The 23,359-nt window shown below is 68.6% G+C and carries 15 protein-coding genes; 14 read left to right on the top strand and 1 reads right to left on the bottom strand.

Going from position 1 to position 23,359, the window contains the following annotated elements; genetic code table 11:
• Nucleotides 1-163 precede the first annotated feature (163 nt).
• From ACH4TV_RS24600 to ACH4TV_RS24575, 6 genes are all read left to right on the top strand, one after another.
• Nucleotides 164-1,675 carry an ATP-binding protein gene (locus ACH4TV_RS24600; RefSeq protein ID WP_398401522.1) on the top strand — a complete coding sequence of 504 codons (1,512 nt, stop codon included), beginning with the start codon at nt 164-166 and terminating at the stop codon, nt 1,673-1,675.
• Nucleotides 1,676-1,743: 68 nt separating this feature from the next.
• Nucleotides 1,744-2,487, top strand: a complete 744-nt coding sequence (locus ACH4TV_RS24595; protein ID WP_398401520.1) for a hyaluronoglucosaminidase — start codon at nt 1,744-1,746, stop codon at nt 2,485-2,487.
• A gap of 25 nt (nt 2,488-2,512) precedes the next feature.
• Nucleotides 2,513-2,665: a hypothetical protein gene (locus ACH4TV_RS24590; RefSeq protein WP_398401518.1), complete on the top strand. Its 153-nt coding sequence runs from the start codon at nt 2,513-2,515 to the stop codon at nt 2,663-2,665.
• 571 nt (nt 2,666-3,236) lie between these two features.
• The gene (locus tag ACH4TV_RS24585) at nt 3,237-4,331 is read left to right on the top strand and encodes a lytic polysaccharide monooxygenase (protein ID WP_398401639.1); all 1,095 of its coding nucleotides are present in this window, start codon (nt 3,237-3,239) and stop codon (nt 4,329-4,331) included.
• Nucleotides 4,332-4,690: 359 nt separating this feature from the next.
• Nucleotides 4,691-7,990: a GH92 family glycosyl hydrolase gene (locus ACH4TV_RS24580; RefSeq protein WP_398401516.1), complete on the top strand. Its 3,300-nt coding sequence runs from the start codon at nt 4,691-4,693 to the stop codon at nt 7,988-7,990.
• Nucleotides 7,991-8,042: 52 nt separating this feature from the next.
• Nucleotides 8,043-8,450, top strand: coding sequence for a hypothetical protein (locus ACH4TV_RS24575; protein WP_398401515.1), 408 nt, complete (start codon nt 8,043-8,045; stop codon nt 8,448-8,450).
• Between the two features lie 36 nt (nt 8,451-8,486).
• On the opposite strand, the gene ACH4TV_RS24570 is transcribed toward ACH4TV_RS24575, so the two are convergent.
• A complete protein-coding gene (locus ACH4TV_RS24570; protein ID WP_398401513.1) occupies nt 8,487-12,326 on the bottom strand; it encodes a GH92 family glycosyl hydrolase in 3,840 nt (1,279 codons plus the stop codon).
• 455 nt (nt 12,327-12,781) lie between these two features.
• On the opposite strand from ACH4TV_RS24570, the gene ngcE reads away from it, so the two are divergent.
• From ngcE to dxs, 8 genes are all read left to right on the top strand, one after another.
• Nucleotides 12,782-14,260 (top strand): N-acetylglucosamine/diacetylchitobiose ABC transporter substrate-binding protein, encoded by a 1,479-nt coding sequence (ngcE, locus tag ACH4TV_RS24565; RefSeq protein WP_398401511.1) that lies wholly within the window; start codon nt 12,782-12,784, stop codon nt 14,258-14,260.
• Between the two features lie 60 nt (nt 14,261-14,320).
• The gene (locus ACH4TV_RS24560) at nt 14,321-15,247 is read left to right on the top strand and encodes a carbohydrate ABC transporter permease (RefSeq protein ID WP_398401509.1); all 927 of its coding nucleotides are present in this window, start codon (nt 14,321-14,323) and stop codon (nt 15,245-15,247) included.
• Between the two features lie 4 nt (nt 15,248-15,251).
• Nucleotides 15,252-16,175: a carbohydrate ABC transporter permease gene (locus tag ACH4TV_RS24555; RefSeq protein WP_398401507.1), complete on the top strand. Its 924-nt coding sequence runs from the start codon at nt 15,252-15,254 to the stop codon at nt 16,173-16,175.
• 192 nt (nt 16,176-16,367) lie between these two features.
• Nucleotides 16,368-17,567 (top strand): ROK family protein, encoded by a 1,200-nt coding sequence (locus tag ACH4TV_RS24550; RefSeq protein WP_398401505.1) that lies wholly within the window; start codon nt 16,368-16,370, stop codon nt 17,565-17,567.
• 123 nt (nt 17,568-17,690) lie between these two features.
• Nucleotides 17,691-18,785: a sugar ABC transporter substrate-binding protein gene (locus tag ACH4TV_RS24545; protein WP_398401503.1), complete on the top strand. Its 1,095-nt coding sequence runs from the start codon at nt 17,691-17,693 to the stop codon at nt 18,783-18,785.
• A gap of 263 nt (nt 18,786-19,048) precedes the next feature.
• On the top strand, nt 19,049-19,840 hold the full coding sequence (locus tag ACH4TV_RS24540) for an ATP-binding cassette domain-containing protein (RefSeq protein WP_398401501.1): 792 nt from the start codon (nt 19,049-19,051) through the stop codon (nt 19,838-19,840).
• Complete coding sequence (locus ACH4TV_RS24535) at nt 19,837-21,156, top strand: sugar ABC transporter permease (RefSeq protein ID WP_398401499.1); 1,320 nt, start codon at nt 19,837-19,839, stop codon at nt 21,154-21,156. Before ACH4TV_RS24540 ends, ACH4TV_RS24535 begins: the two co-directional genes overlap by 4 nt.
• Nucleotides 21,157-21,419: 263 nt before the next feature.
• Nucleotides 21,420-23,345, top strand: coding sequence for a 1-deoxy-D-xylulose-5-phosphate synthase (gene dxs, locus ACH4TV_RS24530; protein ID WP_398401497.1), 1,926 nt, complete (start codon nt 21,420-21,422; stop codon nt 23,343-23,345).
• The last annotated feature ends 14 nt before the right edge of the window (nt 23,346-23,359 follow it).

The raw sequence follows: 23,359 nt of genomic DNA, 5'->3' as shown, positions 1-23,359 counted from the left end.
TCCGACCGCGTCCGACCGCGTCCGACGCCTCCGCGAGGACGTCCCACGGCTGCGCCTCAGGTTGAACACAGGATTCCCCCAGGCAACCGGGACACGATTCGTACATGTCTGGCACTACTGGGGTCCGCGGCGGCCACGTGATTCGGGCGGGGGAGGACGGAAGATGACGGTACGTCTGCGCGGGCGCTCACTGCGGACCCGCCTGCTGCTCCTCATCGGGGTCACCCTGGCCGTCGTGTGCGCCGCGATGGCGGTCACCACCGTCTTCGCCCAGCACAGGTACCTGCTCGGCAACCTGGACGACCGCGTCACCAACGCCGTTCAGCGCAGCCAGGGTTGGGCCGCGCTCCACCCCGAGCGCGACGCCGGCCTCGGGTTCCTCGACGAGAACGGCCAGCCTGCCGGGACGCTGGCCGCCCGGCTCGCCGCCGACGGCACCCTGCTCACCGCCCAGGTCGTCGCCCAGGACGCGGCGCCCAGGAACCTCGACCCCGCCCAGCGGTCGGCGCTCGCCGGCATCGAGGCCGACGGTTCGATGCACACCCGTACCGTGCCGGGCCTCGGCACCTACCGGATCACAGCGGTCGGCGGCGCTGCCGACGATGGCGTCCGGGTGCTGACCGGGCTTCCGATGGACGACGTCCAGGACATGATCAGGGGCCTGATCGTGGTCGAGGCCGTGGTGGCCGGGCTCGGACTGACGGTCGCGGGCTGCCTCTGCGCGGTCGTCATACGGCGCCAACTGCGGCCCCTCGGCCGGGTCGCCGCCACCGCCGTCGAGGTCTCCCGCGTGCCGCTGGGCCGGGGCGAGGTCGTCGGCCTCACCCGTGTTCCGGAACGCGACACCGACCCGGGGAGCGAGGCCGGCCAGGTCGGCGCCGCCCTCAACCGGATGATCGACCACGTCGAGTCGTCCCTCGCCGAGCGCCAGGCGGGCGAGGAACGCATGCGGCGCTTCCTGTCCGACGCCAGCCATGAACTCCGTACCCCGCTCGCCTCGATCGCCGGATACGCGGAACTCATGAACCGGGGTCCGCAGCGCATCGAACCCGAGCTGGCCTGGCGCCGGGTGTCGGCGGAGTCGGCGCGCATGACCGGGCTGGTGGAGGACCTGCTGCTGCTCGCCCGCCTCGACGAGGGGCGTCCGCTGCAGTCGGCCGAGGTGGACCTCGCGGCGGTGGTCGCCGAGTCGGTGTGGGACGCGAGGGCCGCCGGTGAGAACCACAACTGGCAACTGGCGCTGCTCCTCGACTCCCCGGCGCTGGTCGTCGGCGACGAGGCACGGCTGCACCAGGTGCTGGCCAACCTGCTGGCCAACGCGCGTGTGCACACACCCGCCGGCACGACGGTGGCGGCCTCGGTCGAGATCGTGGACGAGCGGTGCGTCATCCGCGTACACGACGACGGCCCCGGCATCCCGCCGCACCTTCTCCCGTCCGTCTTCGAACGCTTCACCCGCGCCGACGCCTCCCGCGCCCGCACCGGTCCACAGGACGGGGGTTCGGGCCTCGGCCTCGCCGTCGCGACGGCGGTCGTGGCCGCGCACGGGGGCCGCATCGCCGTCGAAAGCGCCCCGGGACACACCGAGTTCACGATCGAGCTGCCCACAGCGGCACCGGTGGTGGTGCCTGTGGCGACAGCCCGCCCCGATCTCCGTACAACCATTCGGGGTTGATCGTTGTCGTGTCTCGGGGGACCCGCATGTCCCTCCGATCACAGCACACGAAAGGTGGGGGACGACGCATGCCACTGGCACGCAGACTGTTTCTGGGGAGCTTCACCGCGGGCGCGGTGACCGTCGCGACGGCCGCCGCGACGGGTACGGCCTCGGCCGCCGGGGAGAACGGCGCGACGACGACCTTCGACGGACCGGTGGCTGCCGAGAGGTTCAGCGCGGACACCACCCTGGAGGCCGCGTTCCTCAAGACCACGTCGGAGACGAACCACGCGGCGACCGTCTACCAGGCCGGTACGGCCGGCAGCGGCGCCGCGCTGAACGTGGTCTCCGACAACCCGGGCACCTCGGCCATGTACCTCTCCGGCACGGAGACCGGCCGCGGCACCCTGAAGATCACCCACCGGGGATACGCCGACGGCTCCGACGCCAACGCCGCCGCCCTGTCGATCGACCTCCGCACGGACGGCACCGCGGCCCAGGGCATCTTCCTCACCGCGACGAACGGTGCGACCAAGGGCAACCTGATCGTCCTGCGCAACAACGACGGTCTCGACGACTTCGTCGTGAAGGGCACCGGCCGCATCGGCGTCGGCGTCGACCGCGCGGCCACTCCCCGCGCCCAGGTCCACATCGTCCAGCGGACGGGCGCTCCCGCCGCGCTCCTGGTCGAGGGCTCGGTACGCATCGCGAACGCCGGGACGGTGCCGGTGTCGGTGGACAGCGCGGGCGGCGGCGCCCTGTACGCGTCGGGCGGCGCCCTGCTGTGGCGCGGCTCCAACGGCACGGTCACGACGATCGCACCGGCCTGACGTATCTGAGGTACAGGAGGAAACCGTGCAACTGACGCCCGAGGAGCTGGTCTCGGAGTTCCACGACGCGGTGATGGAGCTCTACTTCGCCAGGAAACGGATCGTGATCCTGGAGGCGGAGAACGCCGAACTGAGGTCACGCCTCGCCACCGCGACCGCGCAGGAGCCGGAGGACTGACCCCGGCTCCAGCCCCGGTTCTCTGTTCCGCGAGGGCCGCACCCACCCGGGTGCGGCCCGAGGGCCTGTCCGGCGGATCATGCCGCAGACGCGGGGTCTGGCACGCACATCTGCGGCGTTGTCGTCACTCTCCCCCACTCTCGGCTTCGCTCGACCGGGGGGACCCCCATCGCTCCGCGTCGACTCCCTCCTCCGCCTTGCAGCTGCACGCTCCCCCACGCTCGAACACCCTCGCGCGGGGGGACCCCCATCACCCCGCTCACCGGCACTCATGAGACACCGCCGATTTCCTGCGACCTGATCCGCCGAACAGGCCCTCGCGCCAGACGTTTACAACCGCACCGTACGGCGCTAGCTTCGAAGGAGAGTGGGGTGGGAGCGCTCCCATACCGAGCGGACCGGAACCCGTAAGCGGGGGCCGCTCCTACCCCACCACCCCCCACGCATCACACGGTGCACATCGCACCCCACGCACGCCCCTCGCCGGGCGAGCCCCTTCACCCGCACGTTCCGTACGCGCCGCACCGCGTACGGCGTACCGCGTACGACTGAAGGAGATCATGACATGGCCATGACATCAACGTCCCCATCCTCCCCCCGGACCCCACGCCGATTACCGCTCCCCACCCGAGGCAGATCCCTCTTCCTCGTCCTCCTGGCACTGCTCACCGCGATCCCGGCCCTCGGCCTGGTCGTCACGACGGGCGGCGACGCCGAGGCGCACGGCACCCCGATGAAGCCGGGCAGCCGTACCTTCCTGTGCTGGCAGGACGCACTCACCGACACCGGTGAGATCAAGGCGATCAACCCGGCGTGCAAGACGGCACAACAGGTCAGCGGAACCACGCCGTTCTACAACTGGTTCTCGGTACTGCGCTCGGACGGAGCCGGCCGCACCCGCGGCTTCGTCCCCGACGGCGAGCTGTGCAGCGGCGGCAACACCAACTTCACCGGGTTCAACACCCCCAGCGCCGACTGGCCGTTGACCCACCTCACCTCGGGCGCAAACGTCGACTTCTCGTACAACGCGTGGGCGGCGCACCCGGGTTGGTTCTACGTCTACATCACCAAGGACGGCTTCGACCCGACCAAGACGCTCACCTGGGACGCGATCGAGTCCCAGCCGTTCCTGAGCGTCGACCACCCGCCGCTCAACGGCTCCCCGGGCAACGTCGAGGCCAACTACTCCTGGAACGGCCAGCTTCCGGCGAACAAGTCCGGCCGTCACCTCATCTACATGGTGTGGCAGCGCTCCGACAGCGCGGAGACCTTCTACTCCTGCTCCGACGTCGTCTTCGACGGCGGCAACGGCGAGGTCACGGGCATCAAGGACCCGGGCAACCCGAACACCGAACCCCCGCCCGGCGCGTGCACCGCCACCCGCAGCACGACGGGCAGCTGGAACGGCGGCTACCAGTCCCAGGTGACCGTCACCAACTCCGGGAACGTGCCGATGCTCGGCTGGATGGTCGACTGGACACTTCCGGCGGGCCAGAAGGTCGACAGCCTCTGGAACGGCAACGCGACCTACAACGGCCAGGCGGTGATGGTCCACAACGCCAACTGGAACGGCTCGCTCGATCCGGGCAAGAGTGCGACGTTCGGATACGTCGTTCAGGGCTCCGGGGGTGATACGGCAACTACCCTGCCCTGCCGGGTCGGTTAGGCCCGCGGGGCTGCGGTTTCGAGTCAAGCTGCTCAGGGCGGACCCGGTGGTCGATACCCACCGGGTCCGCGAGCCGGGCCGGCACGGGGGATGAGGCCCGGGTGGAGGGTGTCTGGGAGGTGACCGGCTGGAGACAACGTTGTCCAGTGGTCTGGACAACACTCTATCGCCCCACTGGACGACCTCGTCAAACCGGTTGCCTCCCTGGCAGGAGTGCACTCCGTCCCCCGTACGCATGACCCGCACGCGCGTCCCCCGGAGGCACACACCGTCCCGTGGTACGGCTGGCGCACGTCACTGTCCCCGCGGCTTGTGCGCCCTGTGGAGCGCGACCCGTCCGAAGGAGGAGGGTCCGCGTCATGCGTGTCCGCCCCACGTCCCTGCTGCTCGCCGCCGCCCTGGCGCTCGGCACCCCCGCCCAGGCCCTCGCGGCGACCGACGCGACGCCGGCGCCACCTCCGGACCTGGTCCAGGACCCCACCGCGTACGTCGATCCGCTCATCGGCACCAGGAACGGCGGCGACGTCTTCCCGGGCGCGGTCGTCCCGTTCGGCATGCTCTCCTGGAGCCCGGAGAACACCCGGGGCGACGCCACCCGCACGGCGGCCCCCGGCGGCTACCACTACGACGCCACCCGCATCCGGGGCTTCAGCCTCACCCACATGTCCGGCACGGGCTGTGCGGGCGGCAGCGGGGACATCCCGTTCTTCCCGTACTCCGGCGAGGTCACGTCTTCCCCGGCGAGCGACACCGGGGACGCGGTGTACGCGGCCGACTTCAGCCACGCCGACGAGATCGCCGAACCCGGCCACTACAAGGTGGGCATGGCGTCCGGGGTCACCGCTGACCTGACCGCGACCACGCGTACGGGTTCCGCCCGCTTCACCTACCCGCCCGGCAGACCGGCCTCGCTGCTGATCCGCACCGCCAACTCCGAGGTGGGTTCGACGGATTCGACGGTCATGATCGACCCAGCCGCCCGTACGGTCTCGGGCTCGGTCACCTCCGGCAACTTCTGCGGCCACCTCGACCCGGAGGGTCAACGGCCTTACTACACCCTCCACTTCACGGCCCGCTTCGACCGCCCCTTCAAGACGACGGGCACCTGGCAGGACGACCGGGTGAACCCCGGCGCCACGTCCGCGTCCGGCGGAACCGGCGGCTTCTCGAACAAGGGACGCCCGGTGACCGGCAAAGGGGCGGGCGGCTATGTGGAGTTCGAGCCCGGCACCGGCCCAGTGGGTGTCAAGGTCGGTGTCTCGTACGTCAGTCGGGCGGGCGCCGAGGCCAACCTCGCGGCCGAGAACCCGCCGACCCGCTCGTTCACCGACGTCCAGTACACCGCTGAACGCGCCTGGCGGGACCAGCTCGCCGCCATCAGGATCGGCGGCGGCACGGAAGCCGAACGCACCACCTTCTACACCGCCCTCTACCACTCCCTCCTCCACCCGAACGTGATCAGCGACGCCGACCGCCGATACCGGGGCAGCGACGGCAAGGTCCACCTGGTCCGCGCGAGCCACGACAACCAGTACGGCACCTTCTCCGGCTGGGACGTCTACCGCTCCCAGGTCCAGCTGCTCACCCTCCTCAACCCCCGCACCGGCTCGGACATCGCGCAGTCCCTCTACGAACTCGCCCGCCAGAACGGCGGGTTGTGGGACCGCTGGCTGCACGGCGCGAGCGGCACCCACGTCATGAACGGCGACCCCTCGCCCGCCACCCTCGCCGGTATCCGTGCCTTCGGCGGCACCCACTTCGACCTGCGCGGCGCGCTGGACTCCCTGGTGCGGGCGGCGACCGTACCGACACCGCAGGACCTGTCCCCGGCGGGCAAGCCGGTCCTGTCGGCCGGTCAACGCCCGTCCCTGGACCAGTACGTGACCCACCACTACATGCCATCCGTGTCCAACGCCTGGGGTGGCGCGGCGGAGACGCTGGAGATGTCGGGCGCGGACTTCGCCCTCGCCGAACTGGCCCGCGCGGCAGGGCGGACACGCACGGCGGACAACTTCATGAAGCGCGCCCAGTGGTGGCAGAACAACTTCAACCTCGCGGCGCATCCCAGCGGCGGCTACATCGCCGACCGCAAGGCGGACGGCAGCTGGGTCACCGGCTTCACCCCGGCCACCGGCAAGGGCTTCGTCGAGGGCACGGCAGCCCAGTACACGTGGATGGTCCCGCACAACCCGGCGGGCCTCTTCGCGGCAATGGGAGGGAAGGGCACGGCAGTCGACCGCTTGGACGCCTTCTTCCACCGGGCCGACGGCAGCTGGGCGCTCACCGGCAACGGCGGCGAGAAGTCCGAGCTGGACAACGAACCCTCGGTCAACGTCCCCTACCTGTACGCCTATGCGGGCGCCCCGCACAAAACCCAGGAGACGGTGCGGGCGGCGATGACAAGGCTCTGGTCGACGGACCCGGGCGGCATCCCCGGCAACGACGACCTGGGCGCGATGTCCTCCTGGTACGTCTTCGCCGCGCTCGGCATGTACCCCCAGGTGCCGTCCCGAGCCGAACTGGTTCTGGCCTCACCCCTGTTCCCGAGGATCGAGATCGACCGCCCGTACGGCAACGACATCTCGATCCGCGCGGCGGGAGCGGCGGCGGACGCCCCGTACGTCCACTCCCTGGCGGTCAACGGCCGTACGACGACCCGCCCTTGGCTCCCCACGTCGTTCGTCCGGCGTGGCGGCACCCTGGACTACACCCTCGCCGCCACCCCGAACCCCACCTGGGGCAGCGCCCCGTCCGACGCCCCGCCGTCCTTCCGGGAGGGCGAGCAGCCGTACCAGATCGGCGTCGGCCCCACCACGGCGACGATCGCACCGGGCGGCAGCACGGGGGTGGACATCCGCGCACTGTCCCTGACGGGCGGCCCAGGCAAGGGCCCGGAGGTGCGCTTCGAGGTGGCGACCCCGACCGGAGTAACGGCAACGCCCGCCTCCGGAACGGTGGTTGACGGCAACCAGCGGATCACGCTCGCCGCGCATCCTGGCGCCGAGCAGGGCTTCTCCACGGCGAGGATCAAGGTCACCTCGACGGACACGGCGTACGAGCAGCGACAGCCGATCTCCCTCACCGTGGCCGCCCCGGGCTCCCTCCTCGCGGCGTACAACAACACGGGCACCTCCGACGACATCGGCGACCACACGGAGGCCGACTACGACGGCGGCGGCTGGAGCTACTCACGCCAGGCCCTGGCAGCGGCGGGCCTGGTCCCGGGTGGTCGGGGCACCCTGCCGAGCGGCCTGGCCTTCACCTGGCCGACCTCGCCGACGGGCCGCCCGGACAACGCCTCGGCGGCAGCCCGGACGATCGAACTCCCGGCCCGAACGGCCCAGTTGTCGTTCATCGGCAGCGCGGTCTTCGGCAACCGGCACACCCAGGCGACCGTCACCTACACCGACGGCACCACCGACACGGTCGACCTCGCCCTCACCGACTGGACCCTCGGGGGCGGCACGGGCACCGTCCAGTACGGCAACGAGGTCGTCGCGAGGACCACGTACCGGAACGTGGCCGGAGCGGGCCGGGATCCGGTCCCGACGTACGTCTTCGCCACGAGGCCCTTCCAGGCACCGGCGGGCCGGAGCATCGCGAGCGTACGGCTTCCGGCCGACGCCAACCTGCACGTCTTCACCCTCGCCACCGGCTGACCGGCCATCACCACCTCTGGCGGGGTACGCCGTTGGGCGAGACCATCGTGGGATGGGGCAACGGCCGAACCTGCCCGAGGAGTTCAGGTCGGAGGCGCGCGCCGCCTTCGCGTTCCTCGTCGAGAGCGAGGGTTTCGCCGAGCCGGAGGACGACGACCTCCGGCCGGGGTTCTACGGCTCTGAACTGACGTACTGCCGCGCGGACCTGGAAGTGAGCCTCGGGTTCCATGGCGGACATGAGCCCCAAGTGTGGACGCATCTGAGCCCGATCACCCCGGACGGCGCGCGAGGATGGGGTGCGTCGCTGGACGATCTCTATGTAGCCGCCGGCTGCGGCCCGGCACAGGACGTCCCCATCACGGTCCACAACCGGCGCACCCTGCTCATGCGCGTGCACCAACACGCGGAAGGACTGCGCCGGTTGCTGCCCCGCCTCCCCGCCCGCTTCCCCGAGCGCTGACCGGGAGAAGCGGGCGGGTGAACGGGCGGGGAGTGGTCAGCCCAGCAGCTCCACCTCCGCCAGCGTCGACTCGCTGTCGAGGACCAGCCGGTAGCGCGTGTACGAGCCCCCGGACGTCACCGAGAACGCCCGGGTCTGCCTGTCCCACCTGAACGACTCCCCGGAACGCCGGTCCAGCGTCCGCCAGTTCGCACCGTCGGAGGAGGAGCCCTGCAACACCCAGCCCGTGGGGGCCTGCGTACGGTCCGAGGACGTCAGCGTGTACTGAACGGCCGTCGTGGGACCGGCAACCGGCAGGTGCACGGAAGTCACCGCCGCGTTCGTCGCCGACGTGTTGTCGAACAGTTCCTCGTTCAACGCCCCCTCACCCACGACCACATCCGCCCGCGGCGTCGGCACCTCGTCGTCCTGGGTGATCGAAACCGGGGCCGCGTGCCTGGCCGCTCCCCACGTCGAGGGCTCGGGGCCCATGTCGAACTCCAGGGTTCCGCCCCGGGAGATGAGCGAGTGGGGAAGTGAAGTCGACGTCCAGGGAAGGCCGTTGATCTTCAAGCCTTGTACGTACACGTTCCGCGCGCTGTTCTCCGGGGCCTTGATCACCAGGTCCCGGCCGTTCTCCAGATGGACCGTCGCCCTGGTGAACAGCGGGGAGCCGATGGCGTATTCACCGCTGCCCATGACCAGGGGGTAGAAGCCGAGCGCCGAGAACAGGTACCAGGCCGACTGCTCGCCGTTGTCCTCGTCGCCGTGGTAGCCCTGCCCGATCTCACTGCCCGTGTAGAGGCGGGCGAGGACCTCGCGGACGTTCTTCTGTGTCTTCCAGGGCCGGCCGGCCGCGTCGTACATGTAGTTCACGTGGTGGGCCACCTGGTTGGAGTGGCCGTACATGCCCATCCGGACGTCCCGTGCCTCCGTCATCTCGTGGATGACCCCGCCGTACGAGCCCACGAACTCCGGCGAGGCGGTCTCCGGGGTCTCGAAGTAGTCGTCGAGCTTGTCCGCGAGGCCCGCCCGGCCGCCGTACAGGTTGGCCAGGCCCCGGCTGTCCTGCGGGGCGGTGAAGGCGTACCCCCAGCCGTTGGTCTCCGTGTAGTCGTGGCCCCAGACGCGCGGGTCGTACGCCGACGACTCCACCCGCCAGTCGCCCCGCGCGTCCCGGCCCTGGAAGAAGCCGGCCTTCGTGTCGAACAACCGCACATAGTCCTGGGCCCGGTTGAGGAAGTACGCGGACTCCTCCTTGTAGCGGTGCCGCCCCGTCTCGCGGTACAGCTCCTGACCCATCCGTGCGATGCCGTAGTCGTTGAGGTAGCCCTCCAGCGCCCACGACAGGCCCTCACGTGTCTCGGTGCTCGTGTAGCCGAGGAAGGGCGAGGTCGCCATGCCCTTGCGGCCCACGCCCGACGTCGGGGGCACGACGGTCGCGTTCTTCACGGCTGCGTCGTACGCCGACTTCGCGTCGAAACCGACGCCCTTCACATAGGCGTCCGCGAACGCCACGTCCGACGAGGTGCCGGTCATCAGGTCGGCGTACCCGGGGGAGGACCAGCGCGACGTCCAGCCGCCGTCCTTGTACTGCTGCACGAACCCGTCGACCATCTCACCCGCTTGACGGGGCGTCAGGAGCGAGTAGGCCGGCCAGGTCGTCCGATATGTGTCCCAGAAGCCGTTGTTGACGTACACCTTGCCGTCCACGATCTTCGCGCCGGTGTGCGTCGGGGTGTCGGGACCCGGCATCGGGGAGAACGGAGACGCGTACCGGTACTTCGAACCGACCTTCTCGAAGCCGGAGTTGGGGTACAGGTACAGCCGGTACAGGCTGGAGTACAGCGTCGTCAGCTGGTCCGGCGTCGCTCCCTCGACCTCGACCTTCCCGAGCAGCCCGTCCCACTGCCGCTGCGCAGCGGCCCGTACCGCCTCGAAGGACGCACCGTCCGGAATCTCCTGCCGCAGATTGGCCTTGGCCTGCTCGACGCTGATGAGGGAGGTGGCGAGCCGAAGCGTCACCACCCCGGTCGGAGCCCTGAACCGGAGATGGCCCTTCACCCCGCTCGACGACCCGTCCGTGACCACGGCGTCGTCGTCGAACTCCCCGTACACGAACAGCCGGGTCGCCCCCGTCGACAGCCCCGACTTCACGTCCGAGTAGCCGGTGAAGGTGCCGTTCTCCGGGGCCAGGGTCAGGCCCGCCTGGTCGGTGACGTTGTCGAAGAGGACGCTCGCGTCGTCGCCGGGGTAGGTGAAGCGCAGGACCGCCGCATGGTCGGTCGGCGTCATCTCGGCCTTGACGCCGTTCTCGAACCGCACCCCGTAGTAGTAGGGCCGCGCGGTCTCGTTCTCGTGCCGGAAGGCCAGCGCCCGTGCCGTACGTCCGGTGTCCGGGGTGCCGGCGGCGGCCGACGGCATCACCTGGAAGGTCTGCCGGTCGCCCATCCAGGGGCTCGGCTCATGACTCGCGCTGAACGCCTGGATCGTCGGCAGGTTGGCGGAGTTGTTGGCCCGCGCGTAGTCGTACAGCCAGCTCAGTGAGCCCGCGTTGGTCACCGGCGTCCAGAAATTGAAGCCGTGCGGCACAGCTGTCGCCGGGAAGTTGTTGCCGCGGGAGAAGCCGCCGCTGGAGTTGGTGCCCCGGGTCGTCACCGCATAGTCGGACGGGTGTTCCCGAGGCGGCTCGGGGACGACGGTCCGCAAAGCGATGTCATCGAGCCACCCCCGGAACTTCGCCGGACCGGCCGGGGAGTCGTACGCGACCAGAACCCGGTCGACGGTCCTCCCCTCCGCCACCGCCCCGATGCGCGAGGCGACATGGTTCCACTGGTTGACGTACAACACCTTGGCCGCGCCCTGCCCTTGCGGTGTCAGCGCGAAGCCGTGCTGGTCGACCGCCGCCAGTTCGCTCAGATGGGTGCCGTCGGTGAAGGCCAGGTCCACGGACACGTTCGTGGCGTCGTAGTCGAGGTCGCCGGACGCCATCGACGGGAACACGCGGTACGACAGCTCGGTGTCCCGGCCGACGGCCACGTTCACGTCGAACACCTTGTTGTACGAGAACGCCCGTCCGTCCGCGAGGTGTCTGCCGGCGTACCTCAGCGCCCGTTTGCCGGTGAAACCGGCGCCCGCCTTCGCGGTCGGCGAGCCGCTCGGGCCCCGGTCGACCAGCGACAGCATGTCCTTCGGCACCGGATCACCCGCGCTGCCGCCCGTCGAGAACTGGACATCCGCGAGCTGGGTGATCGCGCCGCCGTTGTTCCGCCCGAGGTCGAGCCGGAAGTGCCTGTACGCGACCGGTTCGGCAAGGTCGTACGAGAGGGTCTGGAACCGCTCGGGGAACGACTCGCCGCTACGGCTGTCGAGAGTCCTCCAGTCCGTCTTCCCGTCCGCCGAGCCCAGGAGCGTCCAGTCGGCGGGATCGCGCTCTGCGCGGTCGTTGGCCGAGGTCAGCGCATAGGTGACGAGCCTGATCGGCTCGTCCAGGTCGAACTCCATCCAGCCGTTCGTCGCGAACGTCAGCCACTTGGTACCCGGCTCACCGTCGACGAGGTTCTCCTTCACCTCGCCCCCGCCGGTGTTCTCGCCGCTCGCCCGTACGTCCGTCACCTGGTCGGTCACATTGCCCGGAATGCCGCTCCGGTAGCCGCCGTCGACACCGGAGGTCCGCTTCGTGCCGTCCGGCGCGATGTCGACGGTGTTCAGCCAGTCCGGGGCCGGCTCACCCGTCTCGAACGAGGAGGCGAACTCCCGGTCGCCGGCCGGTGCGGCGGCGGGCAGGGCGGTGGCCGCACCCGGTCCGCCGATCACCAGTGCGAACACCGCCGCCAGCGCCGGGACCGACCCTGACTGCCATCCGTACCGAACTCCGTAGCGAACTCCGTGCCGCATGCGCGAGCACCCTCCCTGAGGACCGGACAACGTTGTCACCTTGGCTGCGCAGGAACCAGTAGGGAGTCAAGTGACCAGTGGTGTCAAGGGCGTTGGGTGTGGCATTCGGGTCCAATATCGCGAATTTCCCGTTCAAAGGGATCCGTGCGGGCTGCACATTTCCGCGAGGTCTCAACTCGGAAAAGACCCGTGGCCAACCCTGCATTCGATCTTGCCCCTTTGACGGGAAGTGGACTATACCTGTCGGCGTCTGCCTAGCTGTTCGACCGGTCAGCGACAGGTCCCAGAGAGCCGGAAGGGTGGTTTGGCGTGCCGAACGCGCGGCCCGCCGGGTATTCCCTCTGATCAGGGCGCATCACGCACTAAGCACTTCCTGCACGACCCAGTTCGACCCGATCGCGGTGCCGGAGGATCCGGTTCACCGCCTGAGTCCTGGAGAAGGCGAGGACTTGAGCATGGGATCCACTTCCGACGAGAGCCGCACCCCCGAACACACCACCGGCACCACGGCCACGACCGGTTTCGGCCGCCGCGACCTGATCAAGCGGTCCGCCGCGCTCGGCCTGATCACCGTCCCCACGATGAGCTTCCTGTCCGCCTGCGCGAGCAGCGGCGGGGACGGCGAGGACAAGGCCGAGTCGGGCGAGAAGACCGCGAAGAACCCCCTGGCGGTCAACGACACCGCGCAGATGGAGTTCGTGCTCTTCGACGGCGGCTTCGGCAAGGAGTACGCCGAGGACTCGGTCAAGATCTACGAGCAGAACTTCCCCAAGGCGAAGGTCAAGTTCTCCGCCACCCAGAAGATCCAGTCCACGCTCCAGCCCCGCTTCAACCAGGGCACCCCGCCGGACCTCATCGACAACTCCGGCGCCGAGCAGATGGACATGGGCGTCCTGGCCGGCAAGAACCAGCTCACGGACCTCACCCCACTGCTCGACGCCCCGTCCTTCGACGACCCGAACAAGAAGGTCCGCGACACCCTGCGGCCGGGCATCGTCGAGATGGGCCAGCTCGACGGCGACCCGGTCTGGATCATGTACTACGCCTACACGGTGTACGGCGTCTGGTACTCCCAGAAGGCCCTGGACTCGCTCGACTCCGCCTATCCCCAGACGTGGGACGAGATGCTCGCCGTGTGCGAGAAGGCCAAGAAAAAGGGCATGGCCGGCTGGACGTACGCGGGCAAGTACCCGTACTACCTGCCCTTCTCGCTCTACCCGATGATCGGCAAGGTCGGCGGTGTCGAGGTCCTCGACGCGATCGACAACCTGGAGCCGAACGCCTGGAAGCACCCGGCCGTCAAGGCCTGTTTCGAGGCGTACTACGAGCTCTACAAGAAGGGGTACGTCCTCAAGGGCACCCCCGGTCTGGACCACATCCAGTCGCAGACCGCGTGGGCCAAGGGCAAGGCGCTGTTCATCCCGAACGGCTCCTGGGTGGAGAACGAGTCGGCCAACGTCATGCCGGCCGACTTCGATCTCGCCGTCTCCGCGCCGACCGGCATCGACAGCTCCGACAAGCTGCCGTTCGGCACGATCTGGGCCTCCGGCGGTGAGCCGTTCATCGTCCCGGCCAAGGCGAAGAACACGGCGGGCGGCATGGAGCAGCTGCGCATCATGCTCAGCGAGGCGTCCTCGAAGAACTTCACCACCAAGGTCAAGTCGCTGACCGCGTACAACGGCGGCACCGACGGCATCACCCTCACCCCGGGCCTCAAGTCCGGTGTGGCGGCGCTGGAGAAGGCGGGCGACAACGTGGTGAACCCGCGCCTGCAGGACTGGTACGTGCAGCTCCAGAAGGAGAAGATCGGGGTCTCGGGGCTCGGCGAGATGATGGCCGGACGGCTCACTCCGGCAGAGGCCATCAAGAAGATCCAGGACTTCGCCGACGAGACCGCCAAGGACACGTCGATCAAGCACTACAAGCACCAGTGATCCAGAGTTGATGACGAGTCACCGGCGGCGGCACCCGCGTACGGAACGGGGTCTGTGGTAATGCAGCACGGAAAATACCGCTTCATCGTGGGATTCCTGGCGGTCCCTCTGGGGCTGTACGCACTTTTCGTCGTCTGGCCGTTCATCCAGTCCATCTATTACTCGTTCACGGACTGGACCGGACTGAGCCCGGAATTCACGATGGTCGGCTTCGACAACTACGAGAGGATGTTCGACGACGCCATCTTCTGGAAGTCGCTGCAGCACAGCCTCCTGTTCGCGTTGCTGCTGCCGCTCGTGACGATCAGTCTGGCGCTGTTCTTCGCCTTCATGATCAATGTGGGTGGGAAGCGCCGCCGCGGTGGACCGGTGATTTCCGGTGTACGCGGTTCCTCGTTCTACAAAATCGTCTACTTCTTTCCGCAGGTGCTGTCGATCGCGATCGTCGCGCTGCTGTTCGCCTTCGCGTACAACCCGGACAGCGGCTCGATCAACTCGCTGCTGCGCGGCATCGGGCTCGACAGCGTCCAGCCGCTCTGGCTGGGCGACCCGGACCTCGCCCTGTGGTGTGTGATGGCGGTGCTGGTCTGGTCGACGGTCGGCTTCTTCGTGGTGCTGTTCTCGGCGGGCATGGCGTCGATCCCCGCGGACCTGTACGAGGCCGCGCTGCTCGACGGCGCGGGACGGGCGACCACGTTCTTCCGGATCACCCTGCCGCTGCTGTGGGACACCGTGCAGTCCGGCTGGGTCTACATGGGCATCCTCGCGCTGGGCGCCGAGGCGTTCGCGGTCGTCCAGATCATGACGACCGGGCCGGGCGGGCCGGACTACTCGACGACCGTCATGGTCCTGTACGTGTACCAGAAGGCCTTCCGCGACGGTCAGGCCGCCTACGCAACCACCATCGGGGTCGCCCTGCTCGTCGTCACGCTGGCCTTCGCGGCCCTCGTGATGCGACTGGGCCGGCGCGAGCGGCTGGAGTACTAGCCCTATGAAGACGACCGACACCACACCGCCCGACACGGTTCCCGGGCCCGGCACGCCCGTGCACAAGGTGGACGCCGCCACGAAGGACGACCGGGAGAAGAAAGAGGGCACCGTCCTCAACGTCTTCTCGCACGGCGTGCTCGTCCTGTGGGCGTTCCTGGTCGTGATGCCGCTCCTGTGGGCGGTGATGACGTCCTTCAAGGACGACAACGCCATCTTCAGCTCGCCCTGGTCCCTGCCGGACAAGCTGCACTTCGACAACTGGGCCCGGGCCTGGACCGACGCCAACATGAGCGACTACTTCCTCAACACCATCCTGGTGGTGGGCGGTTCACTCATCGGCACCCTGGTGCTCGGCTCGATGGCGGCGTACGTCCTGGCCCGCTTCGACTTCCCGGGCAACCGGTTCATCTACTACCTGTTCATCGGCGGCATGAGCTTCCCGATCATGCTGGCGCTGGTCCCGCTGTTCTACGTCGTGAACAACATGGGCCTGCTGAACACGATCCACGGGCTGATCCTGGTCTACATCGCCTACTCGCTGCCGTTCACGGTCTTCTTCCTGACCTCGTTCTTCCGGACCCTGCCGAGCTCGGTGGCGGAGGCGGCCTTCGTCGACGGCGCCTCGCACTCCCGGACGTTCTTCCAGATCATGCTGCCGATGGCCAAGCCCGGCCTGATCAGCGTGGGCATCTTCAACTTCCTCGGCCAGTGGAACCAGTACATGCTCCCGACGGTGCTCAACACCGACCCCGACAAGCGGGTCCTCACCCAGGGCCTGGTGCAGCTGGCCGCCAGCCAGGGCTACAAGGGTGACTGGTCGGGTCTCTTCGCCGGACTGGTGATGGCGATGATTCCCGTACTGGCCGCCTACATCGTCTTCCAGCGGCAGGTGGTGCAGGGGCTGACGGCGGGCGCGCTGAAGTAACCGGAACCCTCTGTTCAGCCGCTGTACGCGCGCGTGCATGCCACAAACGGTGCACGCGCGCCACTATGTGGACAAGACCTCGGATGCAGTTCAACCTCTTGACGGGAGGCGACCCGAACGGCTCAGCTTAGAGTTCACTAGTTGGACATAGACGGGGCCTCATCGATGCGGTCTCGTGCGCAGGAGGTCGTCGTGGAGACTCCGGGATCGCAGTCGTCACTGCACCGAGCCAACCTGGAACGGGTCGTACGGGCCGTGCGCCTCGCGGGGTCGCTCACCCAGGCCGAGATCGCCAGGTCGACCGGGCTGTCCGCGGCCACGGTCTCCAACATCGTGCGCGAGCTCAAGGACGGCGGAACGGTCGAGGTCACACCCACCTCGGCAGGTGGCCGCAGGGCCCGGGCCGTCTCGCTGAGCGGTGACGCCGGCATCGTGATCGGCGTCGACTTCGGGCATACGCACCTCCGGGTCGCCATAGGCAATCTCGCCCACCAGGTGTTGGCCGAGGAGTCCGAGCCGCTGGACGTGGACGCCTCCGCCGCGCAGGGCTTCGACCGGGCGGAAGAGCTGGTCAATCGCCTGATCGCAGCAACGGGCGTCGACCGTTCCAAGATCGCCGGCGTGGGCCTCGGCGTACCCGGTCCGATCGACGTGAAGTCCGGCACCCTGGGCTCCAGCGCGATCCTGCCCGGCTGGATCGGCACCAGACCCGGCGAGGAGCTGCGCGGGCGCCTCGGCGTGCCGGTGCACGTGGACAACGACGCCAACCTCGGCGCCCTCGGTGAGCTGGTCTGGGGCAGCGGCCGGGGGGTGCGCGACCTGGCGTACATCAAGGTCGCGAGCGGTGTCGGCGCCGGGCTGGTGATCGAGGGCAAGATCTACCGCGGCCCGGGTGGCACAGCGGGAGAAATCGGGCATATTACTCTTGATGAATCCGGCCCCGTCTGCCGCTGCGGAAACCGGGGCTGCCTGGAGACCTTCGCGGCGGCGCGCTATGTGCTTCCGCTCCTCCAGTCCAGCCACGGAACGGACCTGACCATGGAAGGTGTCGTGCGGCTGGCGCGGGACGGCGACCCGGGCTGCCGTCGCGTGATCGCCGACGTCGGCCGTCATATCGGCAGTGGAGTCGCCAATCTCTGCAATCTGTTGAACCCGAGCAGGGTGGTACTCGGCGGTGATCTCGCCGAGGCCGGTGAGCTGGTGCTCGGTCCCATCAGAGAGTCCGTCGGCCGCTATGCGATCCCCAGCGCGGCACGTCAACTGTCCGTTCTTCCAGGGGCACTTGGAGGTCGTGCGGAGGTACTCGGAGCGCTCGCTCTCGCGCTGAGCGAAATGGGCGATTCGACCCTTTTGGACGGCACGCTGACCACAGCCACTCCTGTCTTCACCTAAAGAACGCGCAGAGTCGTTGCCAACCCGTTAAGGATTTACTTCTTGACGTCGCACGTGTGGCCGAGTTGACTTCCAGCCACCTCGGCCGCAGCGTTGCGGCCCTGTCAGGGAGGCACCACCAGAATGAACGCGACGATGCGCAGAATCGTGATCGGTACCACGGCTGTTTCCATGGCTTTCGCCGTGGCCGCCTGTGGCAAGGCCGGCGACGACGACTCCGACAGCGGCAGCGGCGGCTCGGACAAGTCGATCGGCCTGCTCCTGCCCGACAGTGTCACCACCCGCTACGCCAAGTTCGACAAGCCGTACTTCGACGCGAAGGTCAAGGAGCTCTGCGCCGACTGCAAGTTGGAGTACGCCAACGCGGCGGGCAGCGCGGCCACGCAGGCCCAGCAGGTCAGCAGCATGATCACCAAGGGCGTCAAGGTCATCGCGATCAGCGCCGTGGACTCCGCCGCCATCAAGTCCTCCATCCAGGCCGCGGTCGACAAGGGCATCAAGGTCGTCGCGTACGACCGTCTCGCCCAGGGCCCGGTCTCCGCGTACATCTCCTTCGACAACGAGAAGGTCGGCCAGCTCCAGGGCCAGTCCCTGCTCGACGCGATGGGCGACAAGGCCACCCCGAAGGCCAAGGTCGTCATGATCAACGGCCTGGCCTCGGACCCGAACGCCGCGCTGTTCAAGAAGGGCGCCCACAGCGTCCTCGACGGCAAGGTCGACATCGCCTACGAGCAGGCCGGCGACTGGGACGACAAGGTCGCCGCCCAGAAGATGTCCGCCGCCATCACCCAGCTGGGCGCCAAGAACATCGCGGGCGTCTACTCGGCCAACGACGGCATGGCCGGCGGCATCGCCACCGTCCTCAAGGGCGCGGGCATCAGCACCGTTCCGCTGACCGGTCAGGACGCCGAGCTCAGCAGCATCCAGCGGATCCTCGCCGGCACGCAGGCCAGCACGATCTACAAGGCGTACAAGCCCGAGGCCGATGGCGCCGCCGAGCTGGCCGTCGCCCTGCTGGACGGCAAGAGCATCGACTCGCTGGCCGCCACGAAGCTGACCAGCGGTTCCGGTGACGAGGTGCCCTCGAACCTGCTGACCCCGGTCACGCTGAACAAGGACAACATCGAGGACACCGTGATCAAGGACAAGCTGTACACGGTCGCCGAGATCTGCACCGGCGAGTTCGCCGCCGCCTGCAAGACCGCCGGTCTGCAGTAGGCACGCCAGTGCACAAAGGAGTCCGCCGGCACCGGGTGGGCGCTCTCACGGGCGCTCACCCGGACATGACCGCCCGGCGGTCCCGCGAGACCTGTCCGACGCCCGCCCCGGCCTTCATACCCCGCTGCCGGGACGGGCGTCGGACGGAACCGTTGCCATCGGCAGCGGGATCGCGCATGTTCACCTTGTAAACCAGTGCCTTGTGCACAACCCTCCGCGCCCTTTGACAGCGCGGCATCCCCGCCGGTCAGGCGGCGAAGGAGATGGTTCACGTGTCCGCTACGCCCGTGTTGGCGTTGCGCGGAGTCTCTAAGCGATTCGGTGCGGTGCAGGCCCTCACCGATGTCGAACTGGAGGTCCACGCCGGAGAAGTGGTCGCGCTCGTCGGCGACAACGGCGCAGGAAAGTCCACCCTGGTCAAGACGATCGCGGGTGTGCATCCCATCGATGACGGCGTCATCGAGTGGGAGGGCAGGCCGGTCAGCATCAACAGGCCGCACGACGCCCAGGGACTCGGCGTCGCGACGGTCTACCAGGACCTCGCGCTGTGCGACAACCTCGATGTGGTCGGCAACCTCTACCTCGGACGCGAGCTGCTGCGCCGCGGCGTCATCGACGAGGTCACGATGGAGAAGAACTCGCGTGAACTGCTGAGCACGCTCTCCATCCGTATCCCCAGCGTGCGCATCCCGATCGCGAGTCTCTCCGGCGGACAGCGCCAGGTCGTCGCCATCGCCCGCGCGCTGATCGGCGACCCCAAGGTCGTCATCCTCGACGAGCCCACCGCCGCCCTCGGCGTCGAGCAGACCGCACAGGTTCTCGACCTCGTCGAGCGGCTGCGCGAGCGCAACCTCGGCATCATCCTCATCAGCCACAACATGGCCGATGTCAAAGCGGTCGCCGACACGGTCGCCGTGCTGCGCCTGGGCAAGAACAACGGTTCCTTCTCCGTGAAGGACACCAGTCAGGAAGAGATCATCTCCGCCATCACCGGGGCCACGGAAAACGCCGTGACCCGTCGTGCGGGGCGTCGCAGCACGGAGGCCGCGAAGTGAGCGACACGTCGAAGTCAGTGAAGAAGGACGGCGTGGTCAAGACTCAGGCCACCGTGGCCCCCGCCGACGACCCCACGGCCGCGCCCGTGCAGGTCGTCGACCCGCGTCTGCTGGTCCGCGAAGAGGGCCTGAAGGGCTACTGGACCGAGTTCAAGCGCAAGGTGAAGGGCGGCGAGATCGGCTCCCTGCCGGTCGTCATCGGTCTGATCGTCATCTGGACCATCTTCCAGGTGAAGAACGACCGGTTCCTCAGTGCCGAGAACCTGTCCAACATCAGCTTCTACCTGTCGGCCACCGGCATGATCGCCATCGGCCTGGTGTTCGTGCTGCTGCTCGGCGAGATCGACCTGTCCGTCGCCTCCGTCAGCGGCCTGGCGTCCACGCTGTTCGCCGTGTTCGTGGTCAACCACGGGGTGAACGTCTGGCTCTCCCTGCTGCTGACCATTGCTGTCGGTGTCGGTATCGGCAGCCTGCACGGCTGGTTCTTCGCCAAACTCGGCGTACCGGCCTTCGTGGTCACCCTGGCCGGCTTCCTCGGCTGGAACGGCCTGATGCTGTGGCTGCTCGGCTCGACCGGCACCATCAACATCCCCGACACCGGCCCGGTGCACCTCCTCGGGCAGCGGTCCTTCTTCATGGACCAGGCCATCATCGGCGCCTATCTGCTGGCCGGCCTCGGGGTCGTCTCCCTGCTCGCCGGATCGATCATCGAGCAGCGCCGCCGCAAGGACGCGGGAGTGCCCTACCGGACCAACGCCGAGATCGCGCTGCGCGTCGGTGCGCTCGCGGTGGCCGCGTTCGTCTCGGCGTACGTGCTGAACTCCGCCTCCGGCGTGTCCAACGCGCTGGTGATCTTCCTCGCGTGCCTGGTGATCGTGGACTTCGTGCTGCGGCGTACGACGTTCGGCCGCAAGGTCTTCGCGGTCGGCGGCGGCATCGAGGCGGCGCGGCGTGCGGGTATCAACGTCCCGCTGATCCGGATCGCGGTCTTCGCGATCGCCGGTGGTTTCGCGGCGATCGGCGGCATGTTCTTCGCCGGTCAGACGCAGAGCGCTTCGCTGACGTCCGGTGGCGGCAACACGCTGATGCTGGCGATCGCGGCGGCGGTCATCGGTGGGACCAGCCTCTTCGGCGGGCGTGGCACGGTGTGGTCGGCGCTGCTGGGCATGCTGGTGATCCAGTCGATCCAGACGGGTCTGGATCTGCTGAACATGAACACGTCGATCCAGTACATGATCACTGGTGCGGTGCTGCTGGGTGCGGTTGTCATCGACTCGGTGTCCCGTAAGAGTCAGAAGGCGGCCGGTCGAGCTTGATGGCGCCGTAGGGGTGCGGGTGGGTTGTTTACTGCTGGCCCGCTGTGGCTGATCGCGCAGTTCCCCGCGCCCCTGAAGGGCGCTCCTGTGGCCCGGTATCGAACGTGATGCCGGGCCACAGGCGTGTCATAGAAGCGATGGTTGTTGGGTACGGCCGATCGCGTGACGTATCACGCAGAGGCCGGGCGTCGGTCGCAAAGGCGGAACACTAGACTCGACACGCCCGGCGAAAGCTCGATCAGCTCTACTGCAAGGAGGCACGGGTGCCGCTGCTGACCCGCATCAAGGGACCGCGCGATCTTGACCGGCTCAGCCTGGAGCAGCTGGACCAGCTGGCCGAGGAGATCCGGACCTTCCTCGTCGACGCGGTTTCCAAGACCGGCGGCCACCTCGGCCCCAACCTCGGTGTCGTCGAGCTCACCATCGCGCTGCATCGCGTCTTCGACTCGCCGAAGGACAAGGTGCTGTGGGACACGGGGCACCAGTCCTACGTCCACAAACTGCTCACCGGCCGCCAGGACTTCTCCAAGCTGAAGATGAAGGGCGGCCTGTCGGGCTACCCCTCGCAGGCCGAGTCCGAGCACGACGTCATCGAGAACTCGCACGCCTCGACGGTCCTGGGCTGGGCCGACGGCCTCGCGAAAGCCAACCAGGTCCACAAACGCGACGACCACCACGTGGTCGCCGTGATCGGCGACGGCGCGCTCACCGGCGGCATGGCCTGGGAGGCGCTGAACAACATCGCCGACGCCAAGGACCGCCCGCTGGTCATCGTCGTCAACGACAACGAGCGCTCGTACGCGCCCACCATCGGCGGGCTCGCCAACCACCTGGCCACCCTGCGCACGACCGACGGCTACGAGCGGTTCCTCGCCAGGGGCAAGGATCTGCTGGAGCGGACCCCGGTCGTCGGCAGGCCGCTGTACGAGACCCTGCACGGCGCCAAGAAGGGCCTCAAGGACTTCATCGCCCCGCAGGGCATGTTCGAGGACCTCGGGCTCAAGTACGTCGGCCCCATCGACGGCCACGACATCGAGGCACTGGAGTCCGCGCTGGCGCGGGCGAAGCGCTTCGGCGGGCCCGTCATCGTGCACTGCCTCACCGAGAAGGGCCGCGGCTACCAGCCCGCCCTCCAGGACGAGGCCGACCGCTTCCACGGCATCGGCCCCATCCACCCCGACACCGGCCTGCCGGTCAAGGCCTCCGGCGCCGACTGGACCTCCGTCTTCGGCGACGAGATGGTCAAGCTGGGCCACGAGCGACAGGACATCGTCGCCATCACGGCCGCGATGCTCCAGCCCGTCGGTCTGAAGAAGTTCGCGGACGCCTTCCCGGACCGTATCTACGACGTCGGCATCGCGGAGCAGCACGGCGCCGTCTCGGCGGCCGGACTCGCCACCGGGGGAGTGCACCCCGTCTTCGCGGTGTACGCCACCTTCCTGAACCGGGCCTTCGACCAGGTCCTCATGGACGTGGCGCTGCACAAGTGCGGCGTGACGTTCGTGCTCGACCGGGCCGGCGTCACCGGCACCGACGGCGCCTCCCACAACGGTATGTGGGACATGTCGATCCTCCAGGTCGTACCCGGCCTCAGACTTGCCGCTCCGCGCGACGCCGACCAGGTCCGCGCCCAGCTGCGCGAGGCCGTCCAGGTCGACGACGCGCCGACCGTCGTCCGCTTCTCGAAGGGCGCCGTCGGCCCCGCCGTACCCGCCGTGGGACGCGTCGGCGGCATGGACGTCCTGCGTGAACCCGGCACCGACACGCCGGATGTGCTCCTCGTCTCCGTGGGCGCGCTGGCCCCCATGTGCCTGGAGATCGCCGGGCTGCTCGACCAGCAGGGCATCTCCACGACCGTCGTCGACCCGCGCTGGGTCAAGCCGGTCGACGAGGCCATGGCGCCGCTCGCCGAACGGCACCGCGTCGTCGTCACCGTCGAGGACAACTCCCGGGTGGGCGGCGTCGGTTCGGCCGTCGCACAGGCACTGCGGGACGCCGGAGTCGACGTACCGCTGCGTGACTTCGGTATTCCGCCGCGCTTCCTCGACCACGCCTCCCGGGCCGAGGTCATGGCGGAGATCGGCCTGACCGCGCCGGACATCGCCCGCCAGGTCACCGGCCTGGTCTCGAAGATCGACGGCCGGTTCGAGCCGGCCGAGGTCGACTCGGTGGAGCCCGCCCGCGACTGAACCGCGGAATAGCC

This window comes from Streptomyces sp. NPDC020898 (assembly GCF_044333925.1).
In the GTDB taxonomy this organism is placed as follows: Bacteria; Actinomycetota; Actinomycetes; order Streptomycetales; family Streptomycetaceae; genus Streptomyces.
The sequence above is the reverse complement of the archived record's forward strand: the minus strand, read 5'-3'. Positions and strand labels throughout refer to the sequence as shown.